At 65.2% G+C, this 16,150-nt stretch carries 15 protein-coding genes; 5 read left to right on the top strand and 10 right to left on the bottom strand.

From position 1 onward, the window contains the following. Window positions 1–33 precede the first annotated feature (33 nt). From QNN99_RS01440 to QNN99_RS01405, 8 genes are all read right to left on the bottom strand, one after another. Complete coding sequence (locus tag QNN99_RS01440) at window positions 34–1,323, bottom strand: thymidine phosphorylase (RefSeq protein WP_229964642.1); 1,290 nt, start codon at window positions 1,321–1,323, stop codon at window positions 34–36. Next, entirely contained in the window at window positions 1,320–1,757 is a 438-nt protein-coding gene (locus QNN99_RS01435; protein WP_229964641.1) for a cytidine deaminase, read from the bottom strand. Before QNN99_RS01435 ends, QNN99_RS01440 begins: the two co-directional genes overlap by 4 nt. A gap of 14 nt (window positions 1,758–1,771) precedes the next feature. Next, a complete protein-coding gene (locus tag QNN99_RS01430; protein ID WP_229964640.1) occupies window positions 1,772–3,061 on the bottom strand; it encodes an ABC transporter permease in 1,290 nt (429 codons plus the stop codon). Further along, complete coding sequence (locus QNN99_RS01425) at window positions 3,058–4,425, bottom strand: ABC transporter permease (RefSeq protein ID WP_442860456.1); 1,368 nt, start codon at window positions 4,423–4,425, stop codon at window positions 3,058–3,060. The genes QNN99_RS01430 and QNN99_RS01425 overlap by 4 nt, the downstream gene beginning before the upstream one ends. Beyond that, entirely contained in the window at window positions 4,422–5,984 is a 1,563-nt protein-coding gene (locus QNN99_RS01420) for an ABC transporter ATP-binding protein (RefSeq protein WP_229964639.1), read from the bottom strand. Before QNN99_RS01420 ends, QNN99_RS01425 begins: the two co-directional genes overlap by 4 nt. A gap of 135 nt (window positions 5,985–6,119) precedes the next feature. Beyond that, entirely contained in the window at window positions 6,120–7,229 is a 1,110-nt protein-coding gene (locus QNN99_RS01415; RefSeq protein WP_229964638.1) for a BMP family lipoprotein, read from the bottom strand. Between the two features lie 263 nt (window positions 7,230–7,492). Further along, window positions 7,493–8,659: an amidohydrolase gene (locus QNN99_RS01410; protein ID WP_229965036.1), complete on the bottom strand. Its 1,167-nt coding sequence runs from the start codon at window positions 8,657–8,659 to the stop codon at window positions 7,493–7,495. 117 nt (window positions 8,660–8,776) lie between these two features. Beyond that, a complete protein-coding gene (locus QNN99_RS01405) occupies window positions 8,777–9,916 on the bottom strand; it encodes a mannose-1-phosphate guanylyltransferase (RefSeq protein ID WP_229964637.1) in 1,140 nt (379 codons plus the stop codon). A 260-nt stretch (window positions 9,917–10,176) separates the two neighbouring features. Here QNN99_RS01405 and sdhC point away from each other — a divergent pair, with 260 nt between their 5' ends. The 5 genes from sdhC to QNN99_RS01380 all read left to right on the top strand — a co-directional run bounded on the left by sdhC (window position 10,177) and on the right by QNN99_RS01380 (window position 14,536). Further along, complete coding sequence (gene sdhC / locus QNN99_RS01400; protein ID WP_229964636.1) at window positions 10,177–10,557, top strand: succinate dehydrogenase, cytochrome b556 subunit; 381 nt, start codon at window positions 10,177–10,179, stop codon at window positions 10,555–10,557. 3 nt (window positions 10,558–10,560) lie between these two features. Further along, a complete protein-coding gene (locus QNN99_RS01395) occupies window positions 10,561–11,040 on the top strand; it encodes a succinate dehydrogenase hydrophobic membrane anchor subunit (RefSeq protein WP_229964635.1) in 480 nt (159 codons plus the stop codon). Window positions 11,041–11,116: 76 nt separating this feature from the next. Next, window positions 11,117–12,883 carry a succinate dehydrogenase flavoprotein subunit gene (sdhA, locus tag QNN99_RS01390; protein WP_229964634.1) on the top strand — a complete coding sequence of 589 codons (1,767 nt, stop codon included), beginning with the start codon at window positions 11,117–11,119 and terminating at the stop codon, window positions 12,881–12,883. Next, complete coding sequence (locus QNN99_RS01385; protein WP_229964633.1) at window positions 12,883–13,659, top strand: succinate dehydrogenase iron-sulfur subunit; 777 nt, start codon at window positions 12,883–12,885, stop codon at window positions 13,657–13,659. Before sdhA ends, QNN99_RS01385 begins: the two co-directional genes overlap by 1 nt. A 112-nt stretch (window positions 13,660–13,771) precedes the next feature. Beyond that, window positions 13,772–14,536, top strand: a complete 765-nt coding sequence (locus QNN99_RS01380; RefSeq protein ID WP_229964632.1) for an alpha/beta hydrolase family protein — start codon at window positions 13,772–13,774, stop codon at window positions 14,534–14,536. Here the strand turns inward: QNN99_RS01380 and QNN99_RS01375 are convergent. Together QNN99_RS01375 and trpS are read right to left on the bottom strand one after the other, a co-directional pair. Beyond that, window positions 14,533–15,093 (bottom strand): 2'-5' RNA ligase family protein, encoded by a 561-nt coding sequence (locus QNN99_RS01375; RefSeq protein WP_229964631.1) that lies wholly within the window; start codon window positions 15,091–15,093, stop codon window positions 14,533–14,535. The genes QNN99_RS01380 and QNN99_RS01375 overlap by 4 nt on opposite strands. A 21-nt stretch (window positions 15,094–15,114) precedes the next feature. Further along, complete coding sequence (gene trpS, locus QNN99_RS01370) at window positions 15,115–16,149, bottom strand: tryptophan--tRNA ligase (protein ID WP_229964630.1); 1,035 nt, start codon at window positions 16,147–16,149, stop codon at window positions 15,115–15,117. Between the last annotated feature and the right edge of the window lies 1 nt (window position 16,150).

The raw sequence follows: 16,150 nt of genomic DNA, 5'->3' as shown, positions 1-16,150 counted from the left end.
GGCCGGCGGTTCAGCACGGCCGATGGGCGGTGCCTAGCCGATGCGGTCGATGATCAGCTTCTGCGCGGGGCGGGATCCTTCGGGAGCAATGACGACGGCGTTTTCCAGCGCCTCGCGGGCCCGGTCGAACTTCTCCGGTGTATCGGTAAGCAGGGTCATCAGCGGCTGGCCGGCCCGGACGGTGGCTCCGGGCTTGGCATGCAGGCGGACGCCGGCGCCGGCCTGCACCACATCCTCCTTGCGGGCACGTCCTGCTCCCAGCCGCCAGGCAGCCACGCCCACGGACAGGGCGTCCAGCTCCATCAGGACGCCGTCGGCGGGCGCCAGGATGGTTTCCGATTCCCGCGCCTGCGGCAGCGCAGCCGCCGGGTCCCCGCCCTGGGCGGAAATCATGCGCCGCCAGACGTCCATGGCCCGGCCGTCCCGCAGGGCAGCCGCCGGGTCGGCATCCGGGATGCCGGCCGCGGCGAGCATTTCCTCGGCCAGCCGGATCGTCAGTTCGACGACGTCGGCCGGACCGCCGCCGGCCAGGACCTCCACTGATTCCTCCACCTCGATGGCATTGCCTGCGGTCAGGCCCAGCGGGGTGGACATGTTGGTCAGCAGCGCCACGGTGTTCACTCCGGCGTCCTGTCCGAGTGCCACCATGGTTTCGGCCAGTTCACGGGCGTTGGCTTCATTCTTCATGAACGCCCCGGAGCCCACCTTCACGTCGAGCACCAGTGATCCGGTGCCCTCGGCGATCTTCTTGCTCATGATGGAGGAGGCGATCAGCGGAATGGCCTCCACCGTTCCGGTCACGTCGCGCAGCGCGTACAGCTTCTTGTCCGCCGGAGCCAGTCCGGTGCCGGCGGCGCAGATGACGGCGCCGACGTCGGCCAGCTGGGCCATGATTTCCTCGGTGGACAGGTTGGCCCGCCATCCCGGGATGGCCTCCAGCTTGTCCAGGGTGCCGCCGGTGTGGCCGAGGCCGCGGCCGGAGAGCTGCGGCACGGCGACGCCGAACACGGCGACCAGGGGTGCCAGCGGCAGGGTGATCTTGTCCCCCACCCCACCGGTGGAGTGCTTGTCAGTGGTGGCTTTCCCCAGCGAGGAGAAGTCCATCCGGACGCCCGAATTGATCATGGCGGTGGTCCAGCGGGAGATTTCCTGCCGGCTCATGCCGTTGAGCAGGATTGCCATGTTCAGCGCTGCCATCTGCTCGTCGGCTATCGCCCCGCGGGTGTAGGCGTCGATCGTCCAGTCGATCTGCTCCGGGGACAGGGTTCCCCGGTCCCGCTTGATCCCGATGATGTCCACGGCGTCAAACTTTTCGCTGCTCATGTGCGGTCCTGCCCTTCCAAGTGCTGCGGTCCAAAGGCATCCGGCAGGACCTCGTCCATGGTCCGGATGCCGCTTACTGTCATTAACTGCATGCCCGGTGCCCGAAATTCATAGAGCAGCTGCCGGCAGCGTCCGCACGGCATCAGGATTTCCCCGGCGCCGTCCACGCAGGTGAAGGCGGTGAGGCGGCCGCCTCCGGTCATGCGCAGCGAGCTCACGAGCGAGCATTCAGCGCACAGCGTCAGCCCGTAGGAAGCGTTTTCGACGTTGCAGCCGGAGATCACCCGGCCGTCGTCGGTCAGGGCGGCTGCGCCCACCGGATACTTCGAGTACGGGACGTAGGCGTGTTCCAGGGCGGCACGGGCAGCATCGAGGAGTTGGTTCCAGTCGATGTCCGGCGCAGCACCTGCCGGGGTGCCTGCTGATTCATTCATTGGGGGTTCCTTCCTCAGCCCTTGATATACGGTATGCCGCTGGCCGCCGGGCCGCGCGACTTACCCACCACGCCGGCGACGACGAAGATGGTCACGAGGTACGGCAGCATGGCCAGGAACTGGTTCGGCACCGGCGTGCCGAGCAGGCTCAGCACGGACTGCAGGTTCGATGCGAAACCGAACAGCAGGGCGGCGAAGAGCGCGCCGATCGGGTTCCACCGGCCCAGGATGAGGGCCGCCAGGGCGATGTAGCCCTGCCCGGACGTCATGTCCCGGTTGAAGGAGGAGACCGAAACGAGGGTGAAGAACGCACCGCCGACGCCGGCCACCGCGCCCGCGGCCAGCACGTTCAGGAACCGCATGCGGTTCACGTTCACGCCGAGGGTGTCGGCGGCCTTCGGGTGTTCGCCCACGGCACGGGTGCGCAGTCCCCACCGGGTGTGGAACAGGCCGAAGTAGATGCCCGCCACGGCGATGTACATCAGGTAGCCGATCACCGACTGGTCGAACAGGATCGGGCCGATGATCGGAATGTCCGCCAGGAACGGAATCCGAATCGACGGCAGGCGCGGCGGGGAGTTCCACTTCGCGGGGTCGGTGCTGAGCACCGTGGAGAAGAGGAAGCCGGTCAGCCCGGAGACCAGGACGTTCAGGACGACGCCGACGATGACCTGGTTCACGATGTACTTGATGCTGAACACGGCCAGCACCAGCGAGACCAGCACACCGGCAACTGCGGCGGCGAAGAGTCCCACGAAGGCGTTGCCGGAGAGCGTTCCGGCGACGGCGGCGGCAAATGCGCCGAAGAGCAGCTGGCCCTCGATCGCGATGTTCACGACGCCGGAGCGTTCACACAGCACGCCGGAGAGCGCGCCGAAGATCAGCGGGAAGGCCAGGGTGAACGACCCCGCCAGCAGTCCGTAGACGGCGACGCTGGGGCTGCGGGCGCTGCCCACCGACCAGGTGAGGAACGCGGCGATAAAGAAGACCGCGAACATGGCGATGAGCCAAACCGGCACGTGCTGGAACCGGCTGACCAGGACGGCGGACCAGGCGGCCGAGGCCAGCAGGACCACGGAGGAGATCCAGCCCAGCACCGGGGCCGAGACCACGATGTTGGGAAGCTGGATGGCGGCGTTCTCCTCGGTGAGGCGGAACGTCACCTCCGCGGAAGGCGACCCGAGGCCGAAGAGGATGAAGCCGAGAATGGCCAGGGCGCCCAGGATGATCGGGATCTTCCAGCTGCGGATGGCCTGCGCTGCGGCATGCCTGCCGGCGGAGGCGGGGATGGTTGCGGTGCTCATGCTGTTCCTCCGGCTGCCTTGGCGTTCTTGGTCGTGCGCTTGCCGGACGTCTTGAACGCTCCCGGCGGCGGAATCCTGAAGATGGAGCGGACCAGCGGGGGTGCCGCGATGAACAGGACGATCAGTGACTGGACCACCAGGACAATGTCGATGTTGGTTCCGGTGCTGGTCTGCATGGTGACGCCGCCGGCGCGGAAGGCGCCGAAGAGGATGCCCGCGGCAAACGTTCCCCACGGGGAGGAGCGGCCGAGCAGGGCAACCGTGATGGCATCGAAGCCGAAGCTGGCTGCCACGCCGGAGGTCAGCACCTTCTCGGTGCCGGAGACCTGCGCAACGCCGGCGAGTCCGGCGAGGGCACCGGCGATGAGCATGACGATCACGTAGCCCTTGGTGGTGCTGATGCCGGCGTTCCGCGCAGCGGCCGGGTTGGCGCCGACTGCCCGCAGCTCAAAGCCCACGGTGGAACGGTTCAGCAGCCACCAGATGAACACCGTGGCGGCAACGGCCATCACGAAGCCCCAGTGCAGGCGGAACCCGGATCCCAGCAGAGGCGGGAACATGGCGGTTTCATCCAGCTGCGGGCTGATCGGGTTGGTGGATCCCGGACGCTGGAAGCCCGGGGTGGTGAGCAGGAAGAGCACCAGCTGGATGGCGATGTAGTTGAGCATGATGGTGACGATGACTTCGTGCGCGCCGGTCCGGGCCTTGAGGAGACCGGCAATGCCGCCCCAGAGGGCACCGCCGAGCGCCCCCGCGATCACCACGACCAGCAGGTGCAGCCCCGCCGGCAGGTGCCAGCTGAAGCCAACCCAGGCGGCCATGGTGGCACCGATCAGGATCTGGCCCTGCGCACCAATGTTGAACAGGCCGGCACGGAATGCCAGGGCGACGCCGAGGCCGGCGCAGATCAGCGGCGTCGCCACTGTCAGCGTCTGCGTCAGCGGATAGATCATCCGGGAGAAGCTCTGGGCTTCGAAGTTGAAAACCGATCCCTGGAAAAGGGCGATGTAGGCGCCCGACGCCGCTGACCAGGCTGCGGCGAAAAGATCCGACGGGCGGCTGAAGAAGTAGGACGCGGCACTGGCGACGTCCTCGTTGGTGAGTGCTATCAGCAGCCCGCCGACGATCAGCGCCATCACGACTGAGAGCACCGAAACCAGCGCGTTGGAGGAAACGATGCGGTGGAGCACCGAGTCGTTCCCGCTTTCCGGGTGGAGCTCGGAGTCGGGGACGGGAACGGCGGGCGGCGGCAGAGCTCCGCCCGCGGTTTCGGCAGCGTTCAGCAACCGGGTGTCTTCGGCTGCTGCCTCCTCTTTCCGGTGGGCGGGTTCGCCCTGCTGCCTGTTGTCTTTCTCCGGGCTCACTGCGCCCCTCCCTCAATGTCGCCGTCGTGCTGAATGTTGCGGTCGTGCGCAAGTGCTTCTTCGGCGGGCATCCCGGCCATCATCAGGCCAAGGACGTCGCGCGAGGTGGTGCCCGGGACAATGCCCATGAGCCTGCCGCCGTACAGCACCGCGATGCGGTCTGCCAGCTCCAGGACCTCGTCCAGTTCGGTGGAGACAATCAGCACCGGCGTCCCGCCGTCGCGCTCGGCCACGATCCGCTTGTGCAGGAACTCGATCGAACCGACGTCGACGCCGCGGGTGGGCTGGGAGGCGATGAACAGCGAAAGGGGGCGGGACAGCTCACGGGCCATCACCACTTTCTGCTGGTTTCCTCCGGACAGTGTCCCGGCGGCCGCTTGGGCGGACTGGGTCCGAATGTCGAACTCGTCGATTTTCTCGGCGGCGTTGGCTGCCACGACGGCTGGACGCATGGACAGGCCCTTGGCGAACGGGGGCTTGTTGTACCGGTTGAGGATCAGGTTTTCCGCAACCGTGAAAGGGCCGACGAGTCCGTCGACGCTGCGGTCCTCGGGCACGAAGCCCACGCCGGCGTCGATGACCTGGTCCACGCGGCGGCCGACGAGTTCCTGTCCGTCGAGGTTGATGGAGCCGGTGACATGGTCCTGCAGCCCCATGATGGCCTCGGTGAGTTCCGTCTGGCCGTTGCCCTGCACGCCGGCGACGGCGAGGATCTCCCCCTTGGCGATGCCAAAGCTCAGGTGGTCGACGACGGGCTGGCCGGTGTCGGAAAGCACGACGAGGTCCCGGACGGAGAAGGTGACGTCGCCGGGTTCCGCCGGAGCCTTGTTGAGCGTCAGGTTCACGGAGCGGCCAACCATCAGGGAAGCCAGTTCGGTGGTGGAGGCTCCCGGGGCGGCGTCGCCCACAACCTTGCCGCGCCGGATCACTGTGATGACGTCGGAGACGGCTTTGACCTCGCGCAGCTTGTGCGAGATGAAGACTACTGATTTTCCGTCCGCGGTGAGCTGGCGCATGATGGCCAGCAGCTCATCCGTTTCCCGGGGCGTGAGCACGGCAGTGGGCTCATCCAGGATCAGCACTTCGGCATCCCGGATCAGTGCCTTGATGATTTCGACCCGCTGCTGCACACCCACGGGGAGGTCTTCGACGACGGCGTCGGGGTCAACGTCGAACCCGTACTGGTCGGAGATCTTCCGGATGCGCTCCCGCGTGGTTTCCAGGTTCAGCGCACCCGCGAACTTGGTGGTTTCATGGCCCAGTGCCACGTTCTCCGCGACGGTGAAGACCGGCACCAGCATGAAGTGCTGGTGGACCATCCCGATTCCGGCGGCCATGGCATCACCGGGGCCGGAGAAGGCAACCGGTTTGTCGTTGACCAGGATTTGTCCCTCTGACGGTTCGTAGAGGCCGTAAAGGACGTTCATCAGCGTTGACTTGCCCGCCCCGTTTTCGCCGAGAAGGCTGTGCACCTGGCCCGGTTCGATCACCAGGTCTATGTGGTCGTTGGCAACCAAGGCGCCGAAGCGCTTGGTGATGCCCTTGAGTTCGAGTTTCACAACCCCAACCAATCTGTTCGTGTCTGAGTGTTGGGCGCCTCCTAAGGAAGGCTACCCGGAACAAAAGGAACCGCCGTCCGCCCGCTGCAACGCAGCCGGACGAACGGCGGTTCAGGAAAGCTGCCTTACCCCAGACTATTTGGGGCTGGCGGCGGATTCCACTGTGATGTCGCCGGCGATGATCTGAGCCTTGATCTCGTCGACGGCCGTCTTCACATCGTCAGGAACGGCGCTTTCCTGGTCATGGTACGGAGCCAGTGCGACGCCGCCGTTCTCCAGGGTGCCGACGTACGGGGTGGCGTCGAAGTTACCTTCGACGTCGGAGGCGATGACTTCTTCCACTGCCTCGCCCATGAGCTTCATGACCGAGGTCAGGATGAACTCGGTGCCCACATCGTTCGTTTCGAAGCCGTCGGAGTCAACCCAGACGACCTTGTTGCTGCCGCCGTTGGCGTTGGCTTCGACGACGGCATCCAGCGTGCCGGAGCCCACCGGACCGGCAACGGGCATGATGATGTCCGCGCCTTCGTTCAGGAAGTTCTCGGTGGTGGTCTTGCCGGCACCGGTGTCGGTGAAGTTGCCGACGAAGGAACCGGTCTGGTCCGCCTTGTTCCAGCCAAGGAGCTGGACGTCGGCACTGTTCTCTTCGTTGTAGTACTCCACGCCGTCGGCGAAGCCGTCCATGAAGATGGTGACGGTGGGGATGTTGATGCCGCCGTATGTGGCCACCTTGCCGGTTTCGGAGGTGCCGGCCGCTACGTAGCCGGCCAGGAAGGCAGCCTGAGCCGTGTCGTAGATGATCGGCTTGACGTTATCCAGCTCGATGGTGTTGTCATCGACGATGGCAAAGTTGCTGTCCGGGTTGGCAGTGGCCACTTCCTTGGTCGCGTCAGCCAGGAGGAACCCGACCGTCACGGTGAGGTTGCAGCCTTCGCTGATCATGGAGTCAAGGTTCGGAAGGAAGTCGGTCTCGGACTGCGACTGGGCCTCGGAAACCTCGATGCCGAGGTCCGCCTCGGCGGCCTTCAGGCCCTCGTAGCTGGACTGGTTGAAGGAGCGGTCGTCAAAGCCGCCTTCGTCGGAGACGATGCACGCCCGGAAGTCGCTGTTGGCGTTGGCTGCGCCGGTGGAATCTGCCTCTTCCTCGGGCGCGGCACCGCAGCCGGTGAGCAGGAGTGCCGAGACGCCGAGCATGGCTGCGGAAACGCCTGCGTTGCGCTTGAAGCTGCGCGGGGAGTTCTTCAATGTTCCTCCAGGAATGAAATGGGTGCCACGCGCAGGATTATTCTGTTCGAACGCTCGCAAAGAGCATCCGGGCGTCGCGTGGCGCAGCGCTCCGTCCATCAGTGGACCGCGGCATGCCTATCCTATGGGCTTTCGGCGGCGAGTGTGAGCCAGATAACGCTCTTGGAGGGACATTGTTTACATGTTGTTATTATTTGCAAGCAAATTACGCGGACCGGCGTCGCATGACATCCATCGGTGAAACCCGCAGGCCGCCGCCGAAACTAGTGGCGCAGGCCGCGGGCGGCCCGCACCGCCGCAGCGGCCATGACGCTCACGCCGGAGCTGATGGCCAGTTCATCCGGGTTGTAGTCGCCCCGGTGCAGGTCGAACGTTTCGCCGCCGGGAGTCCGGGTGCCCAGCCGCATCAGGGCGCCGGGAACGGCCTGCGTCATCCAGGCGAAGTCTTCCCCGCCCATCGACTGCGGCGCCAGGACGATGGAGTCCTCCCCCAGTTCGGCCCGGGCAGCGGCTTCGATCAGGCTGGTTTCCGCATCGGTGTTGATGACCGGCGGCACTCCCCTCGTGTGTTCCATCGTGACGTCCACGCGGAAAGGCGCGGCAATCTGCCGAACGACGTCGTCCAGCAGTTCACCGGCCGCGTACCAGGCTTCGGCGTCCAGGCAGCGCATGGTGCCGGACATGAAGCCGTGGCCCGGAATCGCGTTGGGCGCGGAGCCTGCGTGCATCTGCCCCCAGACCACCGACACTCCGCTGCGCACGTCGATCCGCCGGGACAGCACGGCGGGGACGCTGACCGCAATCTCAGCCAGCGCGAAAACCAGGTCCTCCGTCAGGTGCGGGCGCGACGTGTGTCCGCCCCGGCCCGTGAGCTCGATCCGGATGGTGTCCGAGGCGGAAGTAATGGCTCCAATCCGGGTGCCCACCTGGCCGACGTCGATCCGGGGGTCGCAGTGCAGTGCCACGATGCGCGGCATCCCCTCCAGGACGCCCTGCCGAATGACGCCCAGCGCGCCGCCGGGCATGACTTCCTCAGCGGGCTGGAAGATGATCCGGACCCGGCCGCCGAGGTTGCCCGCGGCGTTCAGCCTGGCAAGGACCTGCGCCACCCCCACCATGACGGTGGTGTGGATGTCGTGGCCGCACGCGTGCGTGATGCCGGTGTTGACCGACGCGTACGGAAGGCCTGTTTCCTCCAGGACCGGCAGGGCGTCGATGTCCGCGCGCAGTCCAATCCGCAGCGGCCCGTCTCCTATGTCCACGTAGGCGCCGGTGCCCTCCAGGCGCACGGGGTGCAGCCCCGCCGAGGCCAAGGCTTCGACAATCCTGTCGGTGGTGCGGAATTCCTTCGTTGACAGTTCCGGGTGCCGGTGCAGGTCCCGCCGGAAAGCGATCAGCTCCCCCAGCAGCGGAGCAACACTTCCGCGCATCGACGGAACCGGGGAGCTGTTCAGTGGGATAGTAGGCACAGCTTCAAGGTTAGCCACTGAGGCTGCTGTTACGGGAACCGTGTGACGATGTTCCGTCCCGCAAGCATCCATCTGCCGTTACAGGACGTCGGTGTCGCCGCTGGCCTTGAGGTGCTCCACTGCCTTTTTTACTTCCTGGGCGTGTTCCTTGGTGGTAACCAGCAGCGCGTCCAGGGTATCGACGATCACCACATCCTCGATACCGATCAGGGCGATGACGCGCTTGGTGTCGGAAACCACAATGCCGGAGGCATTCTCCGAGTAGACCCGCGCCCCTTCCCCCATGACCGTGAGGTCGCTGTTCTCCGCGGCCGGGTTGAGCCGTCCGATGGCGGCAAAGTCTCCGACGTCGTCCCAGTTGAAGATGCCCGGGATCATGGCCACGTCGCCGGCTGCCGCCGCGGGCTCCGCCACGGCATAGTCAATGGCAATCTTGGGCAGCGTGGGCCAGATCCGGCGCACCACCTCGCGCCGCGCCGGGGTGTCCCAGGCCTCGGCAATTTCCATCAGGCCGGCATAGAGATCCGGCTCGTTCGCTTCCAGGTGCTTGAGCATCAGGTCCACCGGAGCCACGAACATTCCCGCGTTCCAGCTGTAGCGTCCGTTGGCGAGGTAGGTGCGCGCCACGTCTCCCGAGGGCTTTTCCACGAATTCGACGACGGCGTGTGCGCTGGGGGCCCCGGCGATGTCCAGTTTGTCGCCGGCCCTGATGTACCCGAATCCGGTGGCCGGGTGGGTCGGATGGATGCCGATGGTGACGATGTACCCCTGCGCGGCGGTGTGGATGGCTTCCCGCACGGCGTCCTGGAACACCTCGACCGGAGTGATGACCTGGTCGGCGGCAAAGGACCCCATGATGATGTTCGGATCCCGCTTATAGAGGATGGCCGCGGCAAGACCGATGGCCGCCGCGGAATCCTTCGGCTCCAGCTCCAGCACCAGGTTTTTGCCGGTGATTTCCGGAAGCTGCTTCCGCACTGCCTCGCGGTGCAGCGTTCCCGTGACAACCATGACTCGGTCGCCGCTGAGCGGGCGCAGCCGGTCGTAGGTGGCCCGGATGAGCGTCGAGCCGGAGCCCGTCAGGTCATGAAGGAACTTGGGCGCAGCTGCACGGGACAACGGCCACAGGCGGGTTCCGACGCCGCCGGCGGGGATGACGCCGTAAAAGCGGTCAAAGTCCGCTGAGGAAGGATTAGGGCTTACCTGTTCTGTACTCATCAAAGCCAAGATTAGCCGACGGAGCGGCGAGTCCGCCGGAACCGGGCTTCGTGACTTCTGCCCGGAGCGCCGCGGAGGGTAATCCGCCCGGCTGGAGGACCCCCGCAGAGTGTAACGAGGGTCACATGATAGGGCGTCCTAAATTGAAAGCGTTCCCGGGGAGACCTAGATTATGCTTGAGCTTATATTGCTGTCGCACCGGCGTCATCACTGCGTGGAAGACACGCCAGCGCCGCTTGCGTTGCAGGGAGGAAAATTCAGTGTCGAAGTTACCAGCAGGCACTCTCTACCGCGGCCGTGAAGGCCAGTGGTCGTGGGTTGCGCATCGCATTACCGGCGTGGTGATCTTCTTCTTCCTTTTGGTCCACGTTTTGGATACCTCACTGGTGCGTGTTTCACCGGAGGCCTACAACGTAGTGATCGGCGCGTACAAGAACCCCATCATGGGCCTCGGCGAACTCGGCCTCGTTGCCGCCATCGTGTTCCATGCCTTTAACGGCGTACGCGTGATCCTGATCGATTTTTGGAAGAAGGGCCCGAAGTACCAGCGCCAGATGCTGTGGAGCGTCGTCGGTCTTTGGGTGATCACGATGATCGGTTTCTCCATTCGCCACCTTCCCATCGTTTTCGGGGGCCACTAAGCCATGAGTACATCAACCAACGAGGCCGTCTCCATCGAGGCTCCGCGCTCCGGCCGGATTTCCCCCAAGTACGCCCGCACCCCGGGCGGCAAAGGCAACTTCGAGATGCTGGCATGGTTGTTCATGCGCATCTCCGGTGCCATCCTGATCGTCCTGATCTTCACGCACCTCTTCGTCAACCTCATGGTGGGCGACGGCATCCACGCGGTGGACTTCGGCTTCGTCGCCGGCAAGTGGGCCAGCCCGCTGTGGCAGGTCTGGGACCTGGTCATGCTGTGGCTTGCCATGCTGCACGGCACCAACGGCGTCCGCGTCATCATCAATGACTACGCTGACAAGAACTCCACCCGGATGGCGTTGAAGAGCATTCTCTACATTGCTTCGCTCGTGATTATCGTGCTCGGCACCTTGGTGATCTTCACCTTCGACCCCTGCCCCGCCGGCGCTCCCACGGAGCTGCTCGCGGACTTCTGCAAGGCGTAACCGCGCACGGTCGCACCCCTGACGGGGTGCGACCACCACGAACGATTCACAGGTTTCAACAGAAAGAGCATCTGCTATGCAGGTCCATAAGTACGACGTCGTTATTGTCGGCGCCGGCGGCGCCGGTATGCGTGCCGCAATCGAATCCGGGCAGCGCGCACGCACGGCGGTACTGACCAAGCTGTACCCCACCCGCTCGCACACTGGTGCAGCGCAGGGCGGCATGTGCGCAGCACTGGCCAACGTCGAAGAAGACAACTGGGAATGGCACACCTTTGACACGGTCAAGGGCGGCGATTACCTGGTCGACCAGGACGCTGCGGAGGTCATGGCCAAAGAGGCCATCGACGCCGTGCTGGACCTGGAAAAGATGGGCCTGCCGTTCAACCGCACGCCCGAAGGCCGCATTGATCAGCGCCGTTTCGGCGGTCACACCCGCGACCACGGCAAGGCACCGGTCCGCCGTGCCTGCTACGCGGCCGACCGCACCGGCCACATGATCCTGCAGACCCTGTACCAAAACTGCGTCAAGCACAACGTGGAGTTCTACAACGAGTACTACGTGCTCGACCTGCTGACGGTCACCGACTCGTTTGGCCAGAAGCGCGTTGCCGGTGTTGTTTCCTACGACCTGGCCAGCGGCGAACTGCACGTCTTCCAGGCCAAGTCCGTGGTCTTCGCCTCCGGCGGCGCGGGCAAGGTCTTCAAGACCACCTCCAATGCGCACACCCTCACCGGTGACGGCATGGGCATCGCGTTCCGCCGCGGCATTCCGCTGGAGGACATGGAGTTCTTCCAGTTCCATCCGACAGGCCTCGCAGGCCTGGGCATCCTGCTTTCCGAAGCAGCCCGCGGCGAAGGCGCGATCCTGCGCAACTCCGAGGGTGAGCGCTTCATGGAGCGTTACGCTCCGACCATCAAGGACCTCGCACCCCGCGACATCGTGGCCCGTTCCATGGCCAACGAGGTCCGCGAAGGCCGCGGTTGCGGCCCGAACAAGGACTACGTCCTCCTGGACCTGACGCACCTGGAGCCGGCGCACATTGACGCCAAGCTCCCGGACATCACCGAGTTCGCCCGCACCTACCTGGGTGTGGAGCCGTACACGGAGCCGGTGCCGGTCTTCCCGACCGCGCACTACGCCATGGGCGGCATCCCGACCAACATCAAGGCCGAGGTCCTGCAGGACAACGACACCGTTATTCCCGGCCTGTATGCCGCCGGCGAAGTGGCCTGCGTTTCGGTGCACGGCTCCAACCGGCTGGGCACCAACTCCCTGCTGGACATCAACGTCTTCGGCAAGCGCGCCGGCATCTATGCCGCCGAGTACGCCCTGACAGCCGATTTCGTTGACCTGCCGGAAGATCCGGAAGCTGCCACCGTCGAGCTGCTGGACCTCGTCCGCAACTCGGAGGGAACGGAACGCGTTGCCGAAATCCGCCGCGACCTGCAGAACACCATGGATGCCAACATGCAGGTGTTCCGCACTGCGGAAACCCTCAACCAGGTCCTGACCGACATTGCCTCCTTCGAAGAGCGGTACCGGAAGATCAGCGTCCAGGACAAGGGCAAGCGCTTCAACCTGGATCTGCTGGAGGCCGTGGAACTGGGCTTCCTGCTGGAACTGGCCAAGGTCATGACCGTGGCGGCGCTGCACCGCGAAGAATCCCGCGGCGGGCACTTCCGCGAGGACTTCCCGGAGCGCGACGACGAAAACTTCATGAAGCATTCAATGGCGTACAAGGTTGACGAAGCCGCCAATGCCGAGAACACAGCGGGCATTCGACTGGACACCAAGCCGGTCATCTTCACGCGCTACGAGCCGATGGTGAGGAAGTACTAATGACAACGGAAATTGCGGAGCCCGCCTCCAAGATTGAACTGCCCGCATCTGTGGGCGGGGAAATTCCCTCCTTCGAGATCACGCTGAAGGTTCGCCGCTACAACCCCGAGGTATCCGACGAAGGATACTGGGACGAGTGGAAGCTGACCATGTACGGCACCGACCGCGTGCTGGATGCCCTGCACAAGGTCAAGTGGGAGCATGACGGTTCCGTCTCCTTCCGCCGTTCCTGCGCCCACGGCGTCTGCGGATCCGATGCCATGCGCATCAACGGCCGCAACCGCCTGGCCTGCAAGACGCTGCTGAAGGACCTGGACACGTCCAAGCCCATCCTTGTGGAACCCATCAAGGGCCTGCCGGTGGAGAAGGACCTGATCGTGGACATGGAGCCGTTCTTCCAGTCCTACCGCGAGATCATGCCGTTCCTGGTCACCAAGGGCCACGAGCCCACGAAGGAACGCCTGCAGTCCGCCGAGGACCGTGAGCGGTTCGACGACACCACCAAGTGCATCCTCTGCGCCGCCTGCACGTCCTCGTGCCCGGTGTTCTGGACCGACGGCCAGTACTTTGGTCCGGCCGCCATCGTCAACGCCCACCGCTTCATCTTCGACTCGCGCGACGACGCCGGAGACATGCGCCTGGAGATCCTGAACGACAAGGAAGGCGTGTGGCGCTGCCGCACCACCTTCAACTGCAGCGAAGCCTGCCCGCGCGGCATCCAGGTCACCAAGGCCATTGCCGAGGTCAAGCAGGCCATCCTGAGCCGCTCGGTCTAGTTCCGCCAGGCACCAGCCGGAGGCGGCGTCCACAGTCCATCAAGGGCTGCGGGCGCCGCTTTTTGCTTGCCTTTTTTGCTTGCCCCTTTCGCTCCGCCCGCTAAGGTGAACCATGCCCACGTTCGAATCCGTATCCTTTCCCGGCGTCAACAACACCACGCTCGCCGGCACGCTTGACCTGCCCGACGGCGAAGCCAGGGCTTGGGCGGTGTTCTGCCACGGCTTCACGCTGGGCAAGAACAGCGCTGCCGCGTCGCGGATTTCCAAGGCCCTGGCCGGGCACGGCATCGGCGTCCTGCGCTACGACGCCGCGGGCCTGGGCGGCTCCGGCGGCGCGTGGGAGGACGGCACGTTCAGCACCAAAGTCGCCGACGTCTCCAGCGCCGTCGACTGCCTGCGCGCGCAGGGGCACAAGGTTTCCCTGCTGATCGGTCATTCCCTCGGCGGAGCGGCGGTCCTCGCCGCGGCCGGAAGCATCCCGGAGCTGGACGCCGTGGTGACCATCGGCGCACCCTTCCGGCCTTCCCATGTCATGCACCTCTTCGAAGAGGAGATGCAGACCATCCGGCAGGAGGGATCGGCGCAGGTCGACCTGGGCGGCCGCAGCCTTCAGATCCGGGAGGAGCTGCTGCACGACCTTGCCGCGCAGAACCTGACCGAATGCATCCGCGAGCTGCACCTGCCCCTGCTGGTCATGCACTCCCCCACCGACAATACGGTGGGCATCGACAATGCCAGCGAGATTTTCTCCGTGGCGCGGCATCCCCGGAATTTCATCTCGTTGGAGGGCAGCGACCACCTGATGGTGGACCGCGCCCAGACCAGCCGGGCGGCGGACATCATCGCCGCCTGGGCCGGCGTCTACCTGAGCGCCTAGGCCCGGAGGGGGACTTCCTCGCGGAGCTTCCAGAGCCCGGTCGCATCGTGCTCGTACAACCCAATGGTGCTCACGGTGAAGCGGGCATCATAGTGGCGCAGGGTCTGCATGGCGCTGTCCATGCCGGCGTCGCTCACGTCGTGGGCCACCGTAACATGGGGATGGTAGGGAAAGGGCAGGTCCCGGGCCAGCGGACCGCTCTGCATTTCCTTGTGCAGGGCGGTGCACTCGTCGTAGCCCTCGTCGAGCTGAAGATAGACCACCGGCGACACCGGCCGGAACGTCGCAGTGCCGCGCAGCGAGACGTCAAACGGGGCGTGCTTGCGGGCCACCCGGCGCACATGCGCAGCGGTTGCTTCCCAGTCGTCGGTCTGCGTGGTGGTCACGACGGTGATGTGTGCCGGGATGACGGCCGCCAGCGGATCTCCGAAGGAGGCCCGAGCCCGGCGCAGCTCGGCTGCCATGGGCTCCGGCACCCCGATCACGATGCCCACGCAGGTGCAGCCGGGCGCGGCCGAACTGCCGTCGACGCCCTCGACGGTGTCTGCCTGGATCATCGGATTCCAAAGAGTCATCGGTCAGACCGCTGTGGAGCCCAAAGGTAGAAAACCTACTTTGCTGTACACATCGGCCAGTGTAACGGATGCCGTTTCCCGGGCCTTGGCGGCTCCCACAGCCAGGAGACGGTCAAGTTCAGCCGGATCCTCGAGCAGGAACAGGGCCCGTTCGCGGATCGGACGGACATGCTCCGTGACGGCCTCGGCCAGGTCCACCTTGAGGTGGCCGTACATTTTCCCTTCATACTCCTTCACCAGGGTGTCCACGCTCCGGCCGGTAACCAGCGAGAAAATGGACAGCAGGTTGGAGATGCCGGGCTTGGCCTCGCGGTCGAAGCGGATCTCGGCGCCGTCGTCGGTCACCGCTGACTTGATCCGCTTGGCGATGACCTTGTCCGGATCCAGCAGGTTGATCAGCCCGGCGGGGGACGCCGCCGACTTGGACATCTTCGCCGTCGGGTTCTGCAGGTCGTAGATTTTCGCTGCTTCCTTCTGCACAAACACCTCCGGAATGATGAAGGTGTCGCCGTAGCGGGAGTTGAAGCGCTTGGCCAGGTCACGGCTGAGCTCAACATGCTGGCGCTGGTCTTCGCCCACGGGCACGCCGTGGGGGTTGTACAGCAGGATGTCGGCGACCTGCAGGATCGGGTACGTGAACAGGCCCACGGACGCCGCGTCGGCGCCGAAGCGCTGCTGCTTGTCCTTGAACTGCGTCATCCGGGAAGCTTCGCCGAATCCGGTCAGGCAGTTCAGGACCCAGGCCAGCTGCGCGTGCTCGGGAACCTGGGACTGGACAAACAGGGTGGCCTTGTTCACGTCGACGCCGCCGGCGATGTACTGGGCGGCGGTGACGCGCGTGCGCTGGCGCAGGTCCGCCGGGTCCTGCGGCACGGTGATGGCGTGCAGGTCCGGAATGAAGAAGTACGCGTCGTACTCCTCCTGGAGCCGGACCCAGTTCACCAGGGCGCCGAGGTAGTTGCCCAGGTGCAGGGAGTCTGCCGAGGGCTGCATTCCCGAGAGGATGCGCTGGCGGCCGGTTGCGGTGGATGTGCTCATG

Source organism: Arthrobacter sp. zg.Y820 (genome assembly GCF_030125555.1).
In the GTDB taxonomy this organism is placed as follows: domain Bacteria; phylum Actinomycetota; class Actinomycetes; order Actinomycetales; family Micrococcaceae; genus Arthrobacter_B.
This window is presented reverse-complemented; position numbering and strand designations above follow the sequence as displayed.